A 22842-nucleotide genomic window follows, 5' to 3' on the forward strand; every position below is an offset into this window, starting at 1 on the left:
AAGCGCAAAGTGTCTGTCCGGTTGATTTATTGGAATGTATAAATAAAAGAATATACAATAGGCAAACGGTAAACCGTGAATAAATTACATATAACAAAAAGCAAATAAAATTGCATAAATTTATTATTTTGTCAACTTGTTGTTTTGAAGAGTTGGATAAATGTCTATATTTGCACTTTAAAATATGACAAAATAACAGTTTTATGGAGGTTGCCATTGTAAAATACAATGCAGGGAATATTTATTCGGTTTTGTGCGCTTTGCGCCGCCTGGGTATCGAACCGGTGGTGAGCGATTCGCCCGAGGTGCTCTCGCGTGCCGATAAGGTGCTGTTCCCCGGGGTGGGAGAGGCATCATCGGCCATGGTGTATTTGCGAGAGCATGGGCTCGACCGGGTGATTGTCGGTCTCACCCAGCCGGTGTTGGCCATCTGCATAGGCATGCAACTGCTCTGCTCGCACTCCGAGGAGGGTGATGTCGATTGTCTCGGCCTCTTCGATACCGTAGTGCGACGCTTTGTTTCGCAGACCAGCGAGCAAAAGGTGCCCCACATGGGGTGGAATACCTTGCGCGGTCTGCGTGGCCCTCTCTTTCACGGCATCGACGAGGGTAGCCATGTCTATTTCGTGCACAGCTACTATGTCCCGGTTTCGGCCGATTGCATAGCAGCATGTGACTATATAAACCCGTTTTGTGCGGCTATGAACAAGAACAATTTCTATGCCACTCAGTTCCACGTCGAGAAAAGTGGGGCAGTGGGGGTGCGCATCCTTGAAAACTTCCTGGCCCTATGATTCAACTGATTCCGGCTATCGATATTATTGGAGGGCGCTGCGTGCGGTTGTCGCAGGGCGATTATTCCCGGCAGCAGGTCTACAACGAGAATCCGCTCGAGGTGGCCAAGGCGTTTGAAGACAGCGGGGTGACCCGTCTGCACCTGGTCGACCTGGACGGTGCCAAGGCCAGCCACGTGGTCAATTACAAAACACTGGAACAGATTGCCGGCCACACGAGCCTGACAATCGACTTCGGGGGCGGTGTGAAAAGCGACGAAGACCTGCACATCGCTTTTGAGAGCGGAGCCCATCTGGTGACGGGCGGCAGCATTGCCGTGCGCGACCGCGACCGGTTTGCCGGATGGATCGAGCAGTATGGCAAAGAGCGCATCATCCTGGGAGCCGACGTGCGGGACGGGAAAATCTCGACCGGCGGCTGGCTCGACGACTCGGATGTGGAGTTGATACCCTTTGTGCGCGACTACATGCAGGCGGGCATCGAACAGGTGATTACGACCGACATTGCCCGCGACGGCATGTTGCAGGGGTGCTCCGTAGAGTTGTATCGCAAGATGCTGGCCGAATTGCCGGGCATTTACCTGATTGCCAGCGGTGGCGTGGGCTCGTGGGCCGACATCGAGGCACTGCAGTCGCTGGGCGTCCCGGCCGTCATTTTGGGAAAAGCCATTTACGAAGGGCGCATTTCGCTCGACGAAATAGCCCGATTCATCATACATAACAACTGACGTATCATGTTGGCAAAACGAATTATACCTTGCCTCGATGTAAAAGAGGGTATGACTGTGAAGGGAACCCGTTTCGTGAACTTCAGAGAGGCCGGCGACCCGGTCGAGTTGGGCGAGTATTACAGCCGGCAGGGAGCCGACGAGTTGGTTTACCTCGACATTACGGCTTCGTACGAAGGGCGTGCCACCTTTACCGACCTGGTGAAACGTATCGCTGCCCGTATCGACATACCGTTTACGGTAGGGGGTGGCATTCACTCGCTGGCCGATGTGGACCGGTTGCTGAATGCGGGGGCCGACAAGGTGTCGCTCAACTCTGCAGCCTTGAAAAATCCCCAAATTATCGAAGAGGTTGCAAAAAATTTCGGTTCACAAGTATGTGTTATCGCAATAGATGCTAACTTTGAGGACGGAAATTGGATATGCTACCTGAACGGCGGTCGTGTGCCGACCCGTCGCACGCTTTTCGAATGGGCCGCCGAGGCGACCGACCGGGGGGCAGGCGAGATACTGTTTACCAGTATCGCTCACGACGGCACGCACGGCGGCTATGCTTGTGACGCCCTGCGCGAGTTGCACCGGCAGCTGCCTGTACCGGTGATTGCCTCGGGTGGAGCAGGGACGATGGCCCACTTCAAGGAGGCTTTTGTGGAGGGCGAAGCCGATGCCGCACTGGCTGCCGGCGTATTCCATTTCGGGGAGATTGCCATCCCGGAACTGAAAAAATATTTATCGGGATGTGGCATTCCCATAAGATTATGACGATATGAACGAAGAGACGATGCAACTGGATTTCGACAAGATGGGCGGCCTGGTGCCGGCCATCGTTCAAGACGACGTGACACAAAAGGTGCTCATGCTCGGCTTTATGAATCCCGAGGCGGTGCGTAAAACCATCGATACGGGACGGGTAACCTTTTTCAGCCGGACCAAGGGCCGATTGTGGACCAAGGGCGAGGAGAGCGGCCACTTCCTGCTGGTGAAATCGATACAGAAGGATTGCGACAACGACACGCTGCTGATCAAGGCCCACCCTTGTGGACCGGTGTGCCATACGGGGGCCGATACCTGTTTCGGCGAGACCAACCGCGACGATATGGCCTTTATCACCTATCTGCAAGACTTCATCGAACAGCGCAAGGCCGAGATGCCCGAGGGGTCGTACACCACCTCGCTCTTCAATTCGGGAGTCAACCGCATGGCTCAAAAGGTAGGCGAGGAAGCGGTCGAGACGGTCATCGAGGCCACCAACGGGAGCGACGAACGGCTCATCTACGAGGCTTCGGACCTGCTGTATCACCTGATTGTGCTGCTTACCTCGAAGGGGTATCGTATAGAAGATTTAGCTCGTGAATTAAAAAAGAGGCATAAATAAGACACTATGGAAAAGAAATTGCTTGTCAAATATACCGATGTGCAGATTTGCCGGGAGGAGTTGACCATACTCGATCATGTAAACTTCGAGTTGTACAGCGGCGAGTTTGTCTATTTCATCGGGCGCGTGGGCAGCGGTAAGAGTTCGCTGTTAAAGACCATGTATGCCGATTTGCCCATCAGCGAAGGAGAGGCTTCGGTGCTCGACTTCGACGTGCGCCATATCCGCAACAAGGAGATACCCCTGTTGCGTCGGAAACTGGGTATAGTCTTCCAGGATTTCCAACTGCTTACCGACCGCTCGGTCTATGAGAATCTGGCTTTTGTACTGAAGGCCACCGGCTGGAAGGATAAAGAGGAGATTGATACCCGGGTAGCCGAGGTGCTCGACCAGGTGGGCATGCGCAAGAAGTCGTACAAGATGCCGCACGAGCTGTCGGGCGGCGAACAGCAGCGTATCGTCATCGCACGGGCTCTGTTGAACTCGCCCAAGATTATCCTGGCCGACGAGCCTACCGGAAACCTCGACCCCCAGACCGGGCAGCAGATTGTCTCGCTGCTTCACCGCATCTGCGAAACGGGAACGGCTGTAATCATGACAACGCACAACCTGAATCTGGTCGAGGAGTTCCCCGGGCGCATCTTGAAATGCGAAGACAAGAGTCTTGTCGAAGTTTAATTTGGCCCGAATAGTTGATAATCCGGCGAAAAAAAATTATTTTTGCCCAGCGATAAGTATAAATTTACATTTTAAAACAAGTAGAATAGAAATGAAAGTACTCAAATTTGGTGGAACTTCTGTTGGTAGCGCCCAATGTATGAAAGATGTTGCCAAATTAATTTGTGACGGGAATCAAAAAATCGTAGTGTTGTCGGCCATGGCCGGGACAACGAACACCTTGGTGGAAATATCGGACTATCTGTATAAGAAGAATACCGATGGAGCCCGGGAAACGATTGGAAGTCTGGAACGAAAGTACATCAAAGTCATCGATGAACTGTACAGCACCGACGAATATAAGCAAAAGGCCCTCGATGTAGTGAAGGGTTGCTTCGACCATATACGCTCGTTTACCAAAGATCTCTTCACGCTGTTCGAAGAGAAGGTTATTTTGGCACAGGGCGAATTGATGTCGACGGCCATGATGCACAACTACCTGTTGGAACAAGGGGTGAAGTCGGTCCTTATCCCGGCTCTCGACTATATGCGTACCGACAAGAATTCGGAACCCGACAACCAGTTTATCAAAACCAAACTTACGGCATTGTTGCAAGAGAACTCCGATGCCGAAATCTATATCACTCAAGGCTATATCTGCCGCAATGCCTACGGCGAGATTGACAACCTGCAACGCGGTGGCAGTGATTATTCGGCTTCGCTGATAGGTGCTGCTATCAATGCCGAGGAGATACAAATCTGGACCGACATAGACGGCATGCACAACAATGACCCCCGATTCGTGGAGAATACGAAACCGGTTCGTCACCTGCAATTCGAAGAGGCTGCCGAGCTGGCCTACTTCGGTGCCAAGATTCTGCATCCTACCTGTGTGCTCCCGGCCAAGTTGAACAATATACCGGTACGGTTGCTCAACACGATGCAGCCCGATGCTCCCGGTACCCTGATTTGCGATACTCACGAAAATACCAACGGCCAGATCAAGGCTATCGCCGCCAAAGAGAACATCACGGCCATCAAGATAAAATCGGGCCGCATGCTGCTGGCCTACGGTTTCCTGCGCAAGGTATTCGAGATATTCGAGAGCTACCAGACCTCGATCGATATGGTTACCACCTCGGAGGTAGGGGTGTCGCTGACTATCGACAACACGAAACATTTGCAGGAGATTCTCGACGACTTGCGTAAGTTCGGTACGGTTACGGTCGACGAAGACATGGTGATTATCTGTGTTGTAGGCGATTTGGAGTGGAACAATGTAGGGTTTGAATCGGCAGCCGTCCAGGCCATGAAAGATATACCCGTGCGCATGATCTCTTACGGAGGCAGCAACTACAATATATCTTTCCTGGTTCGCCGGCAAGACAAGGTGAAAGCGCTACGATCGCTCAGCCAGTATCTTTTTGAAAACAAATAAATAAATTATAACACAGTGTCATGCAGAATGTGTTCTGCATGACACTTTACTTTTTGTGACACATGTTTCCTATTACTCATTTCAATCAAGAAAAAACTCCGTTTTATTATTACGATAAGACGCTGTTGAACAATACACTCTCTACACTTACCCGCCTGGCCGAAGAACGGAATTTTCAGGTACACTATGCCATCAAAGCCAATGCCAATCCCGAGGTATTGCGACTGATTGCCGCTTCGGGAGTAGGGGCCGACTGCGTAAGCGGCGGCGAGATAAAGGCCGCTCTGGAGGCTGGATTCCCGGCCCGAAAGATTGTATTCGCCGGCGTAGGAAAGGCCGACTGGGAAATCGAGTACGCGCTCGATAACAAAATATTCTGCTTCAATGTAGAGTCGGCCGAAGAGTTGGCCGTCATCGAAGAGCTGGCCCGCAAAAAAGAGACGGTAGCCTCGATTGCCTTGCGGCTGAACCCCAATATCGACGCACATACCCACGAGTACATCACGACGGGCCTGAGTGAAAACAAATTCGGTATTCCCATCGAGATGCTCGATGGCGTACTTGCCCAATTGCAAGGCTATACGCATGTACAGCTTATCGGCTTCCACTTTCATATCGGATCTCAAATCTTGAACATGGAGGCTTTCCGGGTACTCTGCGAACGCATCAACCGCCTGCAAGACGATCTGGTGAAACGGAATATCCAGGTAAAGCACATCAATGTAGGAGGCGGCCTGGGTGTCGATTACGACAATCCGGATAAAAACCCCATCCCCGATTTTGAAACCTACTTCAATGTATTCCGCGACACGCTCGACCTGCGCAGCGGCCAACAGTTGCACTTCGAGCTGGGACGTGCTATCGTATGCCAGTGCGGTTCGCTCATCACACGAGTACTCTATGTGAAGAAATCGCTCAAAAAGCAATTTGTCATCGTCGATGCCGGTATGACCGACCTTATTCGTCCGGCTCTGTATCAGGCCCATCATCATATCGAGAACATTACCTCCGATATGGCCGTGAAGCCCTACGATGTAGTGGGGCCCATCTGCGAGTCGTCGGACTGCTTCGGGAAAAATGTCATGCTGAATGCTACCGAGCGAGGCGATTTGATTGCAATCCGGTCGGCCGGAGCCTACGGCGAAATCATGGCTTCGCAATACAACTGCCGCCCATTGCCCGGACATTTGATAGAATAAAATAATTATTAACAATAATTTTTGCTTTCGTATTCAGAAATATAGTATTTTTGCGATTACAAAATTGTAATCATTACAAATAAAGAAAGATGAAAGAATCGGCTCAAAACAAACTACGTCGTTACAACATAAAGCCCTCGGTACAGCGCATGGCCGTGTTGGATTATCTGATGACTCATCACACACATCCGACGGCCGATACAATATTCAATGCTTTGTATCCGTCTATTCCCACACTGTCGAAGGCAACCGTTTACAACACGTTGAATTTGCTGACCGAGCAAGGCGTCATTCAAATGATTACAATCGACGAAAAGAATGCCCGTTTCGATGCCCGTGAAACACCTCACTTGCATTTCAGGTGCAATGAATGCGGCGAAATATTCGATTTCGATTTGCCTCCTTTTGCGATGGATGCACTCAAGGAGTTCGAAGTTACCGACATTCAGATGTATTGCAAGGGCGTATGTCCGTCGTGCCAGAAAAAGAAAGAGAACATCAACTAATCAATAACACAGCATTAACAACTAAAAATAACCAATCATGAAAAAGTTTATTTGTACTGTATGCGGTTACGTATACGAAGGTGAAGAAGCTCCTGAATTTTGCCCCCAATGCCACCAACCCCGTTCGAAGTTCAAAGAATTGGTTGAGTCGGACAAACTCGATTTCGTAACCGAACACCATATTGGCGACGGTGTTGTAGAAGACGCCGAGGTTATGGAAGGTCTTAAAGCTCACTTCGCTGGCGAATGCACCGAAGTAGGTATGTACTTGGCTATGAGCCGTCAGGCCGATCGTGAAGGCTATCCCGAAATTGCCGAGGCTTTCAAACGCTACGCTTTCGAAGAGGCTGAACACGCTTCGAAATTTGCCGAATTGCTGGGTGAAGTAGTTTGGAACACCGAGAAGAACGTAAAAGCCCGTATGGAGGCTGAAAGCGGTGCTTGCGCCGACAAGATGCGTATCGCCAAACGTGCCAAAGAACTGGGTTACGATGCAATCCACGACACGGTACACGAAATGGCCAAAGACGAAGCTCGTCACGGCAAAGGCTTCGAAGGTCTGTACAACCGCTATTTCAAGAAATAAAAAATTGCCATTAGTTTACAGAGAGAGGGCGGCCCGAAAGAGTTGCCCTCTCTTTTTTGTCTGCTGTGTCGCAATAAAATACAGACCGACCGGAATGAAAAATATCTGAAACGATGTTTCGATATTTTATTCTCCACTCATCTTTTTGTATCTTTGTCGCAATTATCAGACTAATCTCAATGAAGAATATACGCAACTTTTGTATCATAGCCCATATAGACCATGGTAAAAGTACCTTGGCCGACCGCTTGTTGGAGTACACCAAAACCATAGCCGAGAAAGACCTGCAAGACCAGGTACTCGACAATATGGATTTGGAGCGCGAACGCGGCATCACCATCAAGAGCCATGCCATACAGATGGAGTATCTCTACCAAGGTGAAAAATACATTTTGAACCTGATAGATACTCCGGGGCACGTCGATTTCTCGTACGAGGTTTCTCGCTCCATCGCCGCCTGCGAAGGAGCTCTACTCATTGTAGATGCTTCGCAAGGCATTCAGGCACAAACGATTTCGAACCTCTATATGGCTATCGAGCACGATTTGGAGATTATTCCGGTAATCAATAAAATCGACCTGGAGAGCGCCCGCCCCGACGAGGTGGAAGACCAGATTGTCGAGTTGCTGGGTTGCAAACGCGAAGAGATTATCCGGGCCAGCGGTAAGACGGGGCAGGGTGTCGAGGAGATTCTCGCCGCCATTATCGAGCGGGTAGAGCCGCCCAAGGGTGACGTAGATGCCCCGCTGCAGTGTCTTATTTTCGACTCGGTATTCAACTCGTTCCGCGGAATTATCGCTTATTTCAAGATATGCAACGGCCGTATACGGACCGGCGACAAGGTGAAATTCGTAGCTACGGGCAAGGAGTATGAGGCCGACGAAATCGGGGTGCTCAAACTGGACATGGTGCCTCGCAACGAATTGCTGGCCGGCGATGTAGGCTATATCATTTCGGGTATCAAGACCTCGCGTGAGGTGAAGGTGGGCGATACCATTACCCACATAGACCGCCCGTGTTCGGAGGCTATCGATGGATTCGAAGAGGTGAAGCCCATGGTCTTTGCCGGTGTTTATCCCATCGAGACCGAGGACTTCGAGAACCTGCGTTCGTCGCTGGAGAAACTGCAGTTGAACGATGCTTCGCTCACCTTCCAGCCTGAGTCGTCGGCTGCGCTGGGCTTCGGATTCCGTTGCGGATTTCTGGGGCTGCTCCACATGGAGATTGTGCAGGAGCGTCTCGACCGTGAGTTCAACATGGACGTGATTACGACCGTACCCAACGTATCGTATAAAGTCTATGACAAGAAGGGCGGAATGATTGAGGTTCACAACCCGTCGGGATTGCCCGACCCAACCTTGATCGACCACATCGAGGAGCCCTACATCCGGGCTTCGGTCATCACGGCTACCGACTACATAGGCCCCATTATGACCCTCTGCCTGGGCAAACGGGGCGAACTGGTAAAGCAGGAGTACATCTCGGGCAACCGGGTAGAAATCATCTACGACATGCCGCTGGGCGAAATCGTTATCGACTTCTACGACAAGCTGAAAAGTATATCGAAGGGGTATGCCTCGTTTGATTACCACATTCACGACTTCAGAGAGTCGAAGCTGGTGAAACTCGATATTCTGCTCAACGGAGAGTCGGTCGATGCCCTGTCGACCTTGACCCACGTAGACAATGCCGTCACCTTTGGCCGGCGCATGTGCGAGAAGTTGAAGGAGCTCATTCCGCGTCAGCAGTTCGAGATTGCCATCCAGGCCGCCATCGGTGCCAAGATTATCGCCCGCGAGACCATCAAGCCGGTACGCAAGGATGTAACGGCCAAATGTTACGGCGGCGATATAAGCCGTAAGCGCAAACTGTTGGAGAAACAGAAAAAAGGAAAGAAACGGATGAAGCAAATCGGTTCGGTCGAGGTGCCTCAAAAGGCTTTCCTGGCGGTGCTGAAACTCGACTAAGCGGGGTTATCCCTTTTTTGATTCCGAGGCAGAAAAACTGTAACGAGCTTTTTTTGTTTAAACTACAAAAACAACCCATATGGACAGCTTGTATGCCATAAAGAAATCGATCAAGAACTACGCCAGCGGCGGTAACGTGTTGATCGTAGCTACACTTTTAGCTTTTATCATAGCCAATTCACCGCTCGCCGATCTCTATTTTTCGTGGTGGGCACAACCCATATCCCTTCAGGTGGGCGGGTTCAACCTCTTCAGTCACGGTGGCGAACCGATGACGGTCATGACATTCATTAACGATGCACTCATGGCCATCTTCTTTTTCTCTATCGGCCTCGAAATCAAACGCGAGGTGCTGGTGGGCGAGTTGACCTCTCTGAAGCAGGCCCTGCTGCCCATTGTCGCAGCTATCGGCGGCATGGTGGTGCCGGTATTGCTCTTCATGTATGTAGGGCGGGGAAGCGATTTTCTGCGGGGCAGTGCCATACCGATGGCTACCGATATAGCCTTTTCGCTGGGTGTACTGGCGATGCTGGGCAAGCGGGTACCCATTGCCCTGAAGATATTCCTCACTACGCTGGCGGTTGTCGACGACATAGGCGGCATTCTGGTGATTGCCTTCTTCTACTCGACACACATCGAGGTGACCTATCTGCTCTATGCCGTAGGGGTATTCCTGGTGCTATGGATAGGCGGACGGGCCGGCGTAAACAGCAAACTCTTCTACTTTGCATTGGGCGGTGTCGTGTGGTTCCTGTTCCTCAATTCGGGCATTCACCCCACCATTGCGGGGGTATTGGTCGCCTTCTGTATTCCGGCCAAGCCGGTGTTGGCAACCTCGCACTTTATCTGCACGATACGCCAGGAGATTGCCAATTTTCCGCAAGAACAATTCGAAGACAGCGACCGCTCGATTATGCTCTCGAAAGAGCAAATCAACTGCCTGAAGAGCATCGAGTCGGCCTCGGATAAGGTCATCAGCCCGCTGCAGGATTTGGAAGATACGCTGCACCCCGTCATCAACTATCTTATCATTCCGCTCTTTGCCTTTGCCAATGCCGGCATTGTGCTCTCGGGTCTCGAGTTCTCCTCGCTCTTCTCGGGTATCAGTCTGGCTGTTTTCGTGGGTCTGTTGGTGGGAAAATTCCTGGGTATCTTCCTCTCGTCGTGGCTGGTCATCAAACTGAAAATCGTGCCGATGCCCACCCGCACCACCTGGAAGTCACTGGCAGCCGTATCGGTATTGGGTGGTATCGGATTCACCGTGTCGCTCTTCATCGCCAACCTCTCGTTTGGCGACATGGGGCCCGAAGGAGCTGCACTGCTCGAGCGGGCCAAACTGGGTATTGTAGCCGGTTCGTTGGCGGCAGGAATACTGGGATATATTTTCTTGAATATGACATTGCCCCGACAGGTAGAAGAGGAGGATTGACCCAACCGGGAAGCCGGGTTTACTCAAACTTGATGGACTTGGCCGGACGAATAAGCGAAACTAAATACGAGGGGGCAATCAGCATCAGCACCGAGATGGCCATACAGCCGATGTTCAGCCAGAGGATGTACCAGAAATTGAGTTCGATGGGCACATAAGGCACGTAGTAGGCCTCGGGGTTGAGTTTGATAATGTGGAACTGCTGTTGCAGGAAACACAAGGCCAGACCGATGACATTGCCCCAAATCATACCTTTCCCCACGAGGAAGGTCGAAACATAGAGGAATATCTCGCGTATCGAGGTATTGTTTGCGCCCAGCGCCTTGAGAATACCAATCATGTTGGCCCGCTCCAGAATGATAATCAGCAGGCCTGAAATCATGGTAAAGCCCGATACGGCAGCCATGAGAATGAGAATAATCCACACGTTCATGTCCAGCAGGTCGAGCCACCCGAAAAAGATAGGGTTCAGCGTGCGGATAGATTGCGGGTAGTAGTGGGTGCCGTAATCGTCGGGGCGGTCGATTAACTGCGTATATAGGTCGTAAGCGATATTGTCGGCCTGGTCGAAGTCGTTGACCAGTAACTCGATTTCGCTATACTGATCGGGGGTCCAGCCGTTGAGCCGTTGCACCTGGCGCACATCGCCAATCATCAGCAGTTTATCATAGTCCGAGAAGTCGGTTTGATAGATACCCGACACCAGAAACCGGCGGGCCCGTACCTGGTCTTGCACGAAGTAGCAATAGATTTTATCGCCCACATGCAGGTTCATTTTGTCGGCGATAGTCTTGGAGACAATCACCTCGTTGGAGGTTGCCGAATCGGTTATGAGGGGTAGATTACCCTCAACCAGATATTTCTTGAAAAACGACCAATCGTAATCGGGCATCACCCCTTTCAGAACCACACCCATAAAGTCGCTGTCGGTCTTGATCATTCCCAGTTTCGTACCTACGGGCTCGACTTTGGCTACCCCTTCGTGAGCCATCAAAACCTGACGCAGGCTGTCGGTATATTGTACCGGCTGCTTTTCGTAGGTCGTATTGCTGTCGAACGAGGTTATCTGTATGTGAGAGCCGAAGCCTACCACCTTGTCGCGAATCTCCTGTTTGAAGCCAATGACAATCGCTACCGAGAGTATCATAACGGCCAAACCCAATGCAACCCCGGCCACGGCTACCCGTATGGCCGGAGGTGTTGCCTTCTTCCGATAGCTTTTGTCGAAATGAATGCGATTGGCAATATATAGTTTCCAGTTATTCATGTACGGCTACACGACCGGGATAGGCCTCCAATGCCTTTTTCAATACGATCAGGGCTTTGGCCAACTCTTCTTTTTCCAGTACATAGGCCATACGCACCTCGTTCTTTCCCAACCCGGGGGTAGTGTAGAAGCCCGAGGCCGGAGCCATGAATACCGTCTGGCCTTCATACTCGAATTCGGAGAGGCACCACTCACAGAACTTGTCGGCATCGTCGACCGGCAACTTGGCCACCGTGTAGAAGGCGCCCATGGGGATGGGAGAGTAGCAGCCTGGGATGCGGTTCAGACCGTCGATCAGGAACTTGCGACGCTCTACATACTCGTTGTACGTGGCAAGCATATAGCTCTCGGGGGCATCGATCGACGCCTCGGCAATGAGTTGACCGATAAGCGGTGGGCTGAGTCGTGCCTGACAGAACTTCATCACATTCTTCTTCAACTCCTTGTGACGGGTAATCAAGGCACCGATGCGGATACCACACTCGCTGTACCGCTTCGATACCGAGTCGATAAGCACCACTTGCTCTTCGATACCTTCGAGGTGGAATGCCGAAATGTAGGGAGCTCCGGTGTAACAGAACTCACGATAGACCTCGTCGGAGAAGAGGAACAAGTCGTATTTCTTCACCAGGTCGCGTATCTGGTTCATCTCTTTTTGCGTATAGAGATAGCCCGTGGGATTGTTGGGGTTACAAATCAGTATCGCCTTGGTTTTCGGGGTAATGAGGGCTTCGAACTTTTCGACCGAAGGCAGCGCAAACCCTTCGTCGATCGAGGAGGGCAGAGTCTTGATAACCGCTCCGGCCGAGATGGCAAAGGCCATATAGTTGGCATAGGCCGGTTCGGGTACGATGATTTCGTCGCCCGGGTCGAGGCAGGCCATGAACGAGAACAATACCGCCTCGGACCCGCCGGTGGTGATGATAATATCGTCGGGGGTTACGTGTATGTTGAACTTGGCATAGTATTGAACCAGTTTCTCCCGCAAGCTCTTTATCCCTTCGCTGGGGCTATACTCCAGCGTGCGGCGGTCGATGTGCTTGAGCGCATCCAGACCGATTTGAGGGGTAGGGAGGTCGGGTTGACCAATGTTCAGGTGGTAAACTTTTATACCTCTTTCTTTCGCCTTATTGGCCAGAGGGACCAGTTTACGTATGGGTGAGGCCGGCATAATTTCACCTCGATGGGAAATAGTTGGCATATCTTCTTCTTTAATGTATAAATAGACTAAACTGAAATTTTTTGAAATGCAAAGATAAAAATTTTACTTTTCTATCCGTCCATAAAAAAGAGAGAATGTGCATGACAGGGGGTTAAATAGAACAAATATGACCATTTACAGAATGTTATAGAGGGGCTGTCCCGTATCATCAGGATAAGAAAGCGCCCCTTTCGTTTGTCTCTACGCTCATCTTTCACTATCTTTGTAGAAGATAGGGGTGATTCGGAATAAAAAATACCGAAACAAGTTTCGATATTTTATTCTCCGCTCACCTTTCGCTATCTTTGAATAAGATAGGAGTCGGTTCGGCAGAGTCAAAGTTGAAAACTGCGTTTTCCTTTGCCTCTACTCTCACCTTTCACTATCTTTGTTACACGAATCTGAATAAAGCGAGTTCTATGGATGAATTGAAACATCTCTTTTTGCTCCTGGTTTTTCCCGAAAAGACCTGGCAAAAAACAGACAAGGCACCTTGTGCTACACAGCTATTTCTGAATCAGTTTCTTTACCCGCTGATGGGGGTTACGGCTGTGGTCTGTTTTCTGGGATATTTCTTCCACGACATTTCGCTGTCGCGGGCTCTGCAACTGGCCATCATCGAATTTGTAAAATTTTTCGGGGGATTCTATGCGCTGGTGTATGTGATGAAAGTTTTATCGACGCACCTGTTGGAGGTGGTACAGCCCGAGTCGCGAATCAAACGATTCGTAGGGTACAACCTGGGGTTGTACATGTTGTTCGACATCTGCATTCTGGTGGTGCGCTACTTCTGCGAAGTACCGGCCATAGTCGATTTTCTGCCGCTGCTGCTGGCGTATGTCATTTGGAACAGTCAAAAATATATGGAAATACCCGAGCAAAAAAGCATCTTGTATGTGGTGACTACCACAGTGTTGTTTCTGGCTATCCCGATGGCCATACAGAAACTGCTCTACTTTTTCATGCCCGGTGTCATGTAACCATTAAAAGATGAAGATTAAACGATGAAACTACCACAAATAAATATTCGCAACAAACGGGCCTCTTTCGACTACGAGTTGCTCGATACGTTCAATGCCGGCATCGTATTGTCGGGGACCGAAATCAAATCGATCAGGCTGGGCAAAGCGGGGTTGAACGACTCTTTCTGCTACGTCAACAACGGCGAGGTATGGATTAAGAACATGTATATCGCCGAATATTTCTACGGCTCGTACAACAACCATTCGTCGCGCCGCGACCGCAAGTTGCTGCTCAACCGCAAGGAGATTGCGAAAATCGAACGGGCCTCGCGCGAGTCGGGTTTCTCCATCATTCCCACCCGGGTCTTCATCAACGACAAGGGGCTGGCCAAGGTGACCATAGCCATAGCCAAAGGGAAGAAAGAGTACGACAAGCGTGACTCGATTAAAGAGCGGGAAGACAAGCGGCAGATGGACCGCATGTTCAAGCATTGATAGCTTTACGGGTAATAATCAACACCTTTCGATTGTCGGCAAGTGTGGTGGCAAAGAGATAAAATTCGCCGCCGTCTTTGCACTTGAGTCGTTTTTGCAACTCGTTTGCCGTGAGCGGAAAGTTTCGCGTCGAGAGGTTGATGCGGGGATATTGTTTCCCAACCGTTTTCAAACTCTTGGCGTTGAAATCGATGACTTCGACCACCTCGAATTTCCGTCCCGGAAAATCGGGCAGGTAACAATCCGATGTATATAGATGGCTGTTTATTTGCAACTTGTCGACTCCATACGCAGCCGCTACCGATTTATAGGCCCCCGCTTTGAGAATAGACGAGTTGGGCTCGTACAGGTATCGGGCCACCGTATCGCAAGGGGCAGAGTGGGAGAGTTGCCTCTCTTCATCGAGACGGAAAGTGAACGTAGATTCCCGACCCGCAGCATCCATATCGACACAGTGAATCGTCGTGGCCATCTCTTGGGTTGAAGTATCTGAGTTTATGACCAGAAGCAGCTCCTTGCACTCGTTTCGTACCGATACGACATGTACCTCGCCGACCTCGGGCAAAAGCGTCAGAATAGCCGAAATATCGGCCATAGGCGAAACCTTCACGACAATACGTCGGCCATAGCGCAACAGTTGGGGCATCAGTGCCACCACATTAGGCTCGCATTCGTCGAGGGCAAAAATCCGTTTGTTGCCGCTTCCCCTCCGGGCTGGATCGATATAGAGCGTATCGAAACAGCGGTTACAATACTGTATGAAGTGGGTACTGTCATCCTCGACCACCGTGATGTTGTCGGCCCCCAGCCATTTGAAGTTGGAGCGGGCAGCCTGGCAATATTCGGCCATGCGCTCCACGTAAACGACCTGCGTGGCCTTTTGCGCCAGGTAACAGGTATCTATGCCCAAGCCTCCGGTCAGGTCGGCCAAATCGCCCGATTGGATGAGTCGTTGCTTATACCGGGCCGTCTGTTCGGAAGAGCATTGCTCGGTCGAGAGGAGTGAGGGAAATACCAGATTCGGGTTAGCTGCCCAGTCCGGCAATTTGTGGCGAATTTTTTTGCGGGCCTCGATTTGCAGAATGGCCCACGCCACATCGAAGTCGGCCTGTATATTCATCAGCCGCAACCGATTGGTATCGGCATCGGCATATTCGGAGATGAAATCTTGGATGGTTCGCTGGTATTTCATGGAGCAAAGATAGAAAAAACTCCTGCAAGTTTGGCTTTTTTGTTTCCACCTTTCCATATCCATATAGACGCTCGGCAAAGTCAAATGTCGAAAACTGTGCTTTCCATTTGTCTCTGCTCTCGCCTTTCACTATCTTTGTTACACGAAGATAGGATGCGGCTCGGCATAGTCAAATTGAAAACTTGGTTTTCATTTGTCTCTGCTCTCACCTTTCACTATCTTTGCAAAGAAATGCAAAACAAGGTTGCGGATGCTTGCCGGCATGGTGTCAGGCAAGAGTCTCACCACCGGATTTTGCCAGTAAAACAGATTTATGAAAAAATACATTCTCGATTTTCGAATAGCCGAAAATGTACAGTTGCATGACAACTATGCACTCTTGAAATTGACACCTGCCAACGGGCAACCGTTGCCCCCCATGCTGCCGGGGCAGTTTGTCGAGGTGCGGGTCGATCGCTCTCCCGCCACCTTTTTGAGGCGTCCTATCTCCATCAATTTTGTCGATTATGACCGCAACGAGTTGTGGTTGCTCATCCGTAAAGCCGGTGAGGGAACCCGTACCCTGTGTGCTCTGCCGGCCGGCGAAACCTTGAACCTGGTTCTGCCGCTGGGTAATACCTTTACACCCCCCGAGAACCCGAACGAGAAGATTCTGCTCGTAGGTGGCGGTGTGGGTATAGCTCCTATGCTCTACTGGGGTAAATACCTGAAGGAAAAGGGTTATACGCCCCGGTTCCTGCTGGGTTTCCGCAGCGACAAAGACCTGCTGCAATACGAGCAGTTCAAGCAGTGGGGCGAGGTTTACATCTCAACCGAAGATGGTTCGTTGGGAGAAAAAGGTTTTGTGACTCAGCACTCGGTGCTCGAGCAGCCGTTCGACCGACTCTATGTGTGTGGCCCCAAGCCCATGATGGTAGCCGTGGCCCGGTATGCCCGTGAGCGGAATATCTTTTGCGAGGTATCGCTCGAGAATACGATGGCATGCGGCGTGGGTGCCTGCCTCTGCTGTGTAGAAGACACAGTCGAAGGCCATGTGTGTGTATGTAAAGAAGGTCCTATCTTTAATATAGAAAAACTCAAATGGCAGATTTAAAAGTTAATATAGGTGCACTGTCCCTGAAAAATCCGGTGATGACCGCTTCGGGGACGTTTGGTTATGGCGAAGAGTTTGCCGATTTCATCGACCTGTCTCGTCTGGGCGGTATCATAGTCAAAGGTACCACGCTGCATCATCGCGAGGGCAATCCGTATCCCCGTATGGCCGAGACGCCTGCGGGTATGCTCAACGCCGTAGGTCTCCAGAACAAGGGCGTAGACTATTTCATCGAGCACATCTATCCCCGTATCCAGGAGATCGATACCCACTTTCTGGTGAATGTGTCGGGAGCCTCGGTCGAGGACTATGTGGCTACCGCCGAGAAGATTGCAGCCTTGGACCGTATCCCGGCCATCGAGTTGAATATCTCGTGCCCCAATGTAAAGGAGGGCGGAATGGCTTTCGGTACCTCGTGCCAGAGTGCGGCTGCCGTTGTGCGGGCCGTGCGGGCTGCCTACCCGAAGACACTGATCGTGAAACTGTCGCCCAACGTGACCGACATTACCGAAATAGCCCGAGCCGTCGAGGCCGAAGGGGCCGATGCCGTGTCGTTAATCAACACCTTGCTGGGTATGGCTATCGATGCGCAGCGGCGTCGCCCGGTACTCTCGACCGTCACTGGCGGACTGTCTGGAGCCTGTGTCAAACCCATTGCCCTGCGTATGGTTTGGCAGACCTATCATGCCGTGAAGATTCCTATTGTGGGGCTGGGGGGTATTATGAATGCCACCGATGCCATTGAATTCCTGTTGGCCGGAGCTTCGGCCATCGAGGTAGGTACCGCCAACTTCATAGACCCTCAGATTTCGGAGAAAATCGTCGACGGAATCGACGAATATCTCGAAAAAAATCATATCTCGTCGGTAAAAGAGTTGATAGGCGGACTTATTCTATAAGCTGTTTATTAACAGATAAATAAAAAATAGCGAATATAGATTGCAGTAATGCAGCAAATCTATATTCGCTATTTGAGTATTGCTTTATATGCTGGGTGAGAGGGTGATATAAAGTATTACTTCATATCTGTTCCCCTCACCGGCATCAACAAGTCATTAAAGAATCTCGACAGAGCGTTTGATGAAGTTGCTCAAAGCCTCGCCCTTCAGCATGTTGTTGGAGAGGAGAGCCAAGTCGACCAACTGACGAACCAGCGGGTTCTTGTCGGCATAGCTCTTCAGTACGTCCGACTCTTTGGCACGCAATTCCTTGGCCTTCTCTTCGGCACTTTTCAAAGCCTCTTTGTCGGCTACGGGTACCTCTTCGTCCTTCTTGTCTTTCTTGGCCTCTTGCAGACGGGTGATTTCGGCATTGATCGTGTTCAACTCGTCGAGTATCGGGGTCAACTGCTCTTTGCACGACGACTCGGTGTCGGCGATAATCCGTTGCGTCAAGGGGTGCTCGGTGTTGACAATGAGGTTGTAGCTGTCGGGCAGTTCGCCATAGATGGCCATACCCGGTTGTATGGCAGCCATATCCTTCATACGACGCATGAACTCGTTCTGCGTAATCACGATAGGTTGTGCCGTAGCACCTACGGGCTCGAACATAACCAGGAAGTCGCTCTTCTCGATGACAGGAATCTGCGATTTGAATACCGTAGTCATCACTTCGCGCTGTTGCTCATTGAGGGCAACCGACGACTTGTTGTCGCTCTTCTGAATCAATCGGTCTATCAAGTCGCTGTCGACCCGTACGAAACGACATTTACCCAACTTCTGCTCCAACATACCGATGAAGTGGGGGTCTAACTGACCGTTCATCAGCAACACATCGTAACCCTTCGCGGTAGCGGTCTCGATGTAGCTGTATTGGGCCTCCTTGTCGGTGGCATACAGGTAGATGAGTTGTCCGTCCTTGTCGGTCTGGTTGCCTTCAATCAGCGTCTTGTACTCGTCGAGGGTGTAGTATTTCTCTTCGGTATCTTTCAGCAGAACGAATTTCTGAGCCCGTTCGTAGAACTTCTCGTCCGAGAGCATACCGTACTCGATGAAGATCTTCAGGTCGTCCCATTTCTCTTCGAACTGTTTGCGGTCGCTGTTGAAAATCTCTTGCAAACGTTCGGCCACCTTCTTGGTGATGTAACCCGAAATCTTCTTCACGTTCGAGTCGCTTTGCAGGTACGAACGCGATACGTTCAGCGGGATGTCGGGCGAGTCGATGACACCTTGCAGCAACATCAGGAAGTCGGGGACGATGCCTTCGACCGAATCGGTTACGAATACCTGGTTGCAATACAACTGTATCTTATACCGGTTGATGTCGATGTTGTTCTTGATTTTCGGGAAGTAAAGAATACCCGTCAACTTGAAGGGGTAGTCGATATTCAGGTGAATCCAGAAGAGCGGTTCGTCGATGCCGGGATAGAGGTCGGAATAGAATTTCCTGTAATCCTCGTCGGTCAGGTCGGTCGGTTTGCGAGTCCAGGCCGGCTCCATGTCGTTGATGACTTTGTCTTTGTCGGTATCGACATATTTGCCGTCTTTCCACTCTTGCTCTTTACCGAATACAACGGGTACGGGCAAGAAGCGGCAATACTTCTTCAGCAGCGTCTCGATGCGTTGCTCTTCGAGGAACTCCTTGTTCTCATCGTCGATATACAACACAATATCGGTACCGCGTTCGCTCTTGTCGATGTCGGTCATCTCGTAGGCAGGCGAACCGTCGCAGCTCCACATGACACCTTTTGCCCCCTCTTTATAGGACAAGGTGCGAATCTCGACCTTCTTCGAAACCATGAAGGAGGAGTAGAAGCCCAAGCCGAAGTGGCCGATGATGGCGTTGGCATCGTTTTTATATTTCTCCAGAAACTCTTCAGCACCCGAAAAGGCAATCTGGTTGATATATTTGTCTATCTCTTCGGCCGTCATGCCTATACCGTGGTCGGAGATGGTAAGCGTGCCGGCCTTCTTGTCGATCGAAACCGATACGTTCATCGCACCCAGCTCGCCTTTGAAGTCGCCAAAAGATGCCAGAGTCTTCAGTTTCTGCGTAGCATCGACGGCATTGGATACCAGCTCTCTCAAGAATATTTCGTGATCGCTGTACAAAAACTTTTTGATAACGGGGAAGATGTTGTCGGTTGTAACCCCGATAGTACCTTTTTGCATGGTTATATGTTTTTATTGTTACAATTTTCTACTCGAAAATTTTTCAAAAAAAATGCCAGACTCAAAAAGTCTGACATTTTGGCTTATTCTCTTTCCGTCGTGTCACGCCTCTTTCTTCGAGTCGATAATCGACGAAATGATTTTGTGATTTTCCTGGTCGAAGTCGACCCGTATCGTATCACCCTCCTGAACGGTAGCCCGGATAATCATCTCGGCCAACTCATCCTCGAGATATTTCTGGATGGCCCGTTTCAAGGGTCGGGCACCGAACTGCACATCGTACCCCTTCTCGGCAATGAAGTTTTTGGCAGCATCGGTGATTTCGAGGTGATACCCCAACGTCTCTACCCGTTTGTAGAAGCCGCTCAATTCCAAGTCTATAATCTGGAAGATGGCTTTCTTGTCGAGCTGGTCGAACATGACGATGTCGTCGATACGGTTCAGGAACTCGGGCGAAAAGGCACGGTTCAGAGCCTTTTGGATGACACCCCGCGAGTAGTCTTTCTCCGAAACGGTATTGGTCGAGAAACCTACGCCCTGGCCGAAATCCTTCAACTGGCGGGTACCGATGTTCGAAGTCATAATCAGGATGGTATTCTTGAAGTCGATACGACGGCCCAGACTGTCGGTCAACCGGCCTTCGTCCAAGACCTGCAACAGCAGATTGAATACATCGGGGTGAGCCTTCTCTATCTCGTCGAGCAGTACGACCGAATAGGGTTTGCGGCGTACCTTCTCGGTGAGCTGGCCGCCCTCTTCGTAACCCACGTATCCCGGAGGGGCACCAACGAGCCGCGACACGGTGAACTTCTCCATATATTCACTCATGTCGATGCGGATAAGGGCATCTTTCGAGTCGAACAGATACTCGGCCAACTTCTTGGCCAGATGCGTTTTACCTACGCCCGTCGGACCCAGGAACATAAAGGTACCGATAGGCTTGTCGGGGTCTTTCAATCCCACCCGGTTGCGCTGTATGGCCTTCACCACTTTGTCTACAGCCTCATCCTGACCGATGATTTCGCGCTTCAGTTCTCCAGCCATGGCCAGCAGTTTGTTGCCTTCGGCCTGAGCAATACGCTGCACGGGCACGCCGGTCATCATGGCTACCACCTCGGCTACTTTCTCTTCGTCGACAATCTCGCGGTGTTGCTGCATCTGTTTCTCCCAGTTGTCTTTGGCCGTCTCCAGAGAGAGCTGCAACTCCTTCTCCTTGTCGCGGAAGCTGGCTGCCAATTCGTAATTCTGCGATTTCACGGCGTTTATCTTGTCCTCGCGGCAAGTCTCGATTTGAGCCTCCAGACTCTCGATCTCCTTAGGTACCGTAATGTTCGACACATGTACCCGGGCTCCCGCTTCGTCCAAGGCATCGATGGCCTTGTCGGGGAAATTCCGGTCGCTGATATAGCGGTCTGTCAATTTGACACAAGCCTCCAGCGCAGCGTCGGTATAGGTTACGTTGTGATGGTCTTCGTAACGGCCCTTGATGTTATTGAGAATCTGCAGGGTCTCTTCGGGTGTCGTAGGCTCGACCATAATCTTCTGGAACCGACGCTCCAAGGCTCCGTCTTTCTCGATATTCTTGCGATACTCGTCGAGCGTGGTGGCACCGATACACTGTATCTCGCCCCGCGAAAGTGCCGGCTTCAGCATGTTGGCCGCATCGAGCGAACCGGTAGCGCCACCGGCCCCCACGATGGTGTGAATCTCGTCGATAAACAAGATGATATTGGGGTTTTTCGAGAGTTCGTTCAAGATAGCCTTGATGCGCTCTTCGAACTGTCCGCGATACTTGGTGCCGGCTACAATCGAAGCCATGTCGAGCGAAATGAGCCGTTTGTCGAACAACACACGCGATACCTTACGCTGCACGATGCGCAGAGCAAGCCCCTCGACAATAGCCGATTTGCCCACACCCGGCTCACCGATGAGTACCGGGTTGTTCTTCTTCCGGCGGCTCAATACCTGGGCCAGCCGCTCTATCTCGTTGTCACGGCCTACGACGGGGTCGAGACGACCCTCTTCGGCCGCCTTGGTCATATCGGTACCGAAGTTGTCGAGCACGGGTGTATCGTTGTTGCTGCGCTGTGTCGAAGCGCTGCTGCCACTGCCGCCTTGCTGTTGTTCGCGGCGATAGTTGCGCTCATCCTCCAGTTCGTCGTCATCGTCGTCGGTAAAACCGGCTCCCATACCACGAGGGGAGGGGTGTTGTTCGGCCTCTGCTTCGCCAGTCGCTTCACCTTTTAAAAAGGCCGACACTTCGTCGTAGGTGATGTCGTTCGTATGGAGTATTTTCGCAGCCGGAGAATCCGATTCTTTCAAAATGGCCAGCAACAAGTGCTCCGAGTCGGTCTCTTGGCTCTTCATAAATCGAGCCTCGAGCATACTCATTTTCAACACTCTGTCTGTGCTTTTACTGATAGTCAGCTCGCTCGACTGCTGTTCCATGTGATTGTTGGAAGCGGATAGTTCATTTTCCAGCGAACTCTTTATCGTGCGAAGAGAAGCACCCAGCCCCACTAAGGCATCGACAGCCCGATTGGCCCCATCGCGTATAATCCCCAGCAACAAATGCTCGGGAACGATGTTGGAATTTTGAAGGCGTTCGGCTTCCTCCCGGCTGTAACCGAGAATTTCCTTTACATGTTGTGAAAAGTTTCTTTCCATAAACAAATCTGTCTCCTTATATTGATTTAGCAAATATACCACCTTTACGCCAAATATTGGCAGGTAAATATTATTTCTTGTGTATAACAAATAACATGCCGAATTTTCCCATTTGCCGAAGATTATTTATTGAGGGAGATACCTCGGTTTTTTCAAAAAATTGGTATCTTTGTACG

Annotated in this window: 20 protein-coding genes; 15 read left to right on the plus strand and 5 right to left on the minus strand. The window is 50.9% G+C overall.

The features are described from left to right. The first annotated feature begins 203 nt into the window (after positions 1–203). From hisH to nhaA, 11 genes are all read left to right on the plus strand, one after another. On the plus strand, positions 204–794 hold the full coding sequence (hisH, locus tag NW211_RS08450; protein WP_258327552.1) for an imidazole glycerol phosphate synthase subunit HisH: 591 nt from the start codon (positions 204–206) through the stop codon (positions 792–794). Further along, positions 791–1522 carry a 1-(5-phosphoribosyl)-5-[(5-phosphoribosylamino)methylideneamino]imidazole-4-carboxamide isomerase gene (gene hisA / locus NW211_RS08455; RefSeq protein ID WP_258327553.1) on the plus strand — a complete coding sequence of 244 codons (732 nt, stop codon included), beginning with the start codon at positions 791–793 and terminating at the stop codon, positions 1520–1522. The genes hisH and hisA overlap by 4 nt, the downstream gene beginning before the upstream one ends. A gap of 6 nt (positions 1523–1528) precedes the next feature. Continuing rightward, positions 1529–2284: an imidazole glycerol phosphate synthase subunit HisF gene (gene hisF / locus NW211_RS08460; protein WP_258327554.1), complete on the plus strand. Its 756-nt coding sequence runs from the start codon at positions 1529–1531 to the stop codon at positions 2282–2284. Between the two features lie 19 nt (positions 2285–2303). After that, positions 2304–2897: a bifunctional phosphoribosyl-AMP cyclohydrolase/phosphoribosyl-ATP diphosphatase HisIE gene (gene hisIE / locus NW211_RS08465; protein WP_087407756.1), complete on the plus strand. Its 594-nt coding sequence runs from the start codon at positions 2304–2306 to the stop codon at positions 2895–2897. Positions 2898–2903: 6 nt separating this feature from the next. Further along, a complete protein-coding gene (locus NW211_RS08470) occupies positions 2904–3575 on the plus strand; it encodes a cell division ATP-binding protein FtsE (protein WP_087407434.1) in 672 nt (223 codons plus the stop codon). A gap of 91 nt (positions 3576–3666) precedes the next feature. Beyond that, positions 3667–4992 carry an aspartate kinase gene (locus NW211_RS08475; RefSeq protein WP_087407435.1) on the plus strand — a complete coding sequence of 442 codons (1326 nt, stop codon included), beginning with the start codon at positions 3667–3669 and terminating at the stop codon, positions 4990–4992. Between the two features lie 62 nt (positions 4993–5054). Next, positions 5055–6191, plus strand: coding sequence for a diaminopimelate decarboxylase (lysA, locus tag NW211_RS08480; protein ID WP_258327555.1), 1137 nt, complete (start codon positions 5055–5057; stop codon positions 6189–6191). An 89-nt stretch (positions 6192–6280) separates the two neighbouring features. Next, a complete protein-coding gene (locus NW211_RS08485) occupies positions 6281–6697 on the plus strand; it encodes a Fur family transcriptional regulator (RefSeq protein ID WP_087407437.1) in 417 nt (138 codons plus the stop codon). Between the two features lie 37 nt (positions 6698–6734). Next, complete coding sequence (locus NW211_RS08490) at positions 6735–7283, plus strand: NADH peroxidase (protein ID WP_087407438.1); 549 nt, start codon at positions 6735–6737, stop codon at positions 7281–7283. A gap of 179 nt (positions 7284–7462) precedes the next feature. Continuing rightward, entirely contained in the window at positions 7463–9250 is a 1788-nt protein-coding gene (gene lepA / locus NW211_RS08495; RefSeq protein ID WP_258327556.1) for a translation elongation factor 4, read from the plus strand. 79 nt (positions 9251–9329) lie between these two features. Further along, a complete protein-coding gene (gene nhaA / locus NW211_RS08500) occupies positions 9330–10679 on the plus strand; it encodes a Na+/H+ antiporter NhaA (RefSeq protein WP_258327557.1) in 1350 nt (449 codons plus the stop codon). Positions 10680–10698: 19 nt separating this feature from the next. Here nhaA and NW211_RS08505 read toward each other — a convergent pair whose 3' ends face one another. Next, positions 10699–11946, minus strand: a complete 1248-nt coding sequence (locus NW211_RS08505; RefSeq protein WP_258327558.1) for an ABC transporter permease — start codon at positions 11944–11946, stop codon at positions 10699–10701. After that, a complete protein-coding gene (locus NW211_RS08510; RefSeq protein ID WP_087407442.1) occupies positions 11939–13147 on the minus strand; it encodes a pyridoxal phosphate-dependent aminotransferase in 1209 nt (402 codons plus the stop codon). Before NW211_RS08510 ends, NW211_RS08505 begins: the two co-directional genes overlap by 8 nt. A gap of 419 nt (positions 13148–13566) precedes the next feature. Between NW211_RS08510 and NW211_RS08515 the strand changes: the two genes are divergently transcribed. Then, on the plus strand, positions 13567–14127 hold the full coding sequence (locus tag NW211_RS08515) for a hypothetical protein (RefSeq protein WP_087407443.1): 561 nt from the start codon (positions 13567–13569) through the stop codon (positions 14125–14127). A gap of 24 nt (positions 14128–14151) precedes the next feature. After that, positions 14152–14604, plus strand: a complete 453-nt coding sequence (gene smpB, locus NW211_RS08520; RefSeq protein ID WP_087407444.1) for an SsrA-binding protein SmpB — start codon at positions 14152–14154, stop codon at positions 14602–14604. On the opposite strand, the gene NW211_RS08525 is transcribed toward smpB, so the two are convergent. Beyond that, positions 14594–15796 (minus strand): class I SAM-dependent methyltransferase, encoded by a 1203-nt coding sequence (locus tag NW211_RS08525; protein WP_258327559.1) that lies wholly within the window; start codon positions 15794–15796, stop codon positions 14594–14596. The genes smpB and NW211_RS08525 overlap by 11 nt on opposite strands. 313 nt (positions 15797–16109) lie before the next feature. Here NW211_RS08525 and NW211_RS08530 point away from each other — a divergent pair, with 313 nt between their 5' ends. Both NW211_RS08530 and NW211_RS08535 read left to right on the plus strand, forming a co-directional pair. After that, entirely contained in the window at positions 16110–16889 is a 780-nt protein-coding gene (locus NW211_RS08530) for a dihydroorotate dehydrogenase electron transfer subunit (protein WP_258327560.1), read from the plus strand. Continuing rightward, a complete protein-coding gene (locus NW211_RS08535; RefSeq protein ID WP_087407448.1) occupies positions 16877–17788 on the plus strand; it encodes a dihydroorotate dehydrogenase in 912 nt (303 codons plus the stop codon). Before NW211_RS08530 ends, NW211_RS08535 begins: the two co-directional genes overlap by 13 nt. 156 nt (positions 17789–17944) lie before the next feature. Here the strand turns inward: NW211_RS08535 and htpG are convergent, their stop codons facing one another. Both htpG and NW211_RS08545 read right to left on the minus strand, forming a co-directional pair. Beyond that, positions 17945–19999, minus strand: a complete 2055-nt coding sequence (gene htpG, locus NW211_RS08540; RefSeq protein ID WP_258327561.1) for a molecular chaperone HtpG — start codon at positions 19997–19999, stop codon at positions 17945–17947. A 102-nt stretch (positions 20000–20101) separates the two neighbouring features. After that, positions 20102–22666: an ATP-dependent Clp protease ATP-binding subunit gene (locus NW211_RS08545; RefSeq protein WP_258327562.1), complete on the minus strand. Its 2565-nt coding sequence runs from the start codon at positions 22664–22666 to the stop codon at positions 20102–20104. Positions 22667–22842 lie beyond the last annotated feature (176 nt).

This window comes from Barnesiella sp. ET7 (assembly GCF_024733785.1).
Taxonomy (GTDB): Bacteria; Bacteroidota; Bacteroidia; order Bacteroidales; family Barnesiellaceae; genus Barnesiella; species Barnesiella merdigallinarum.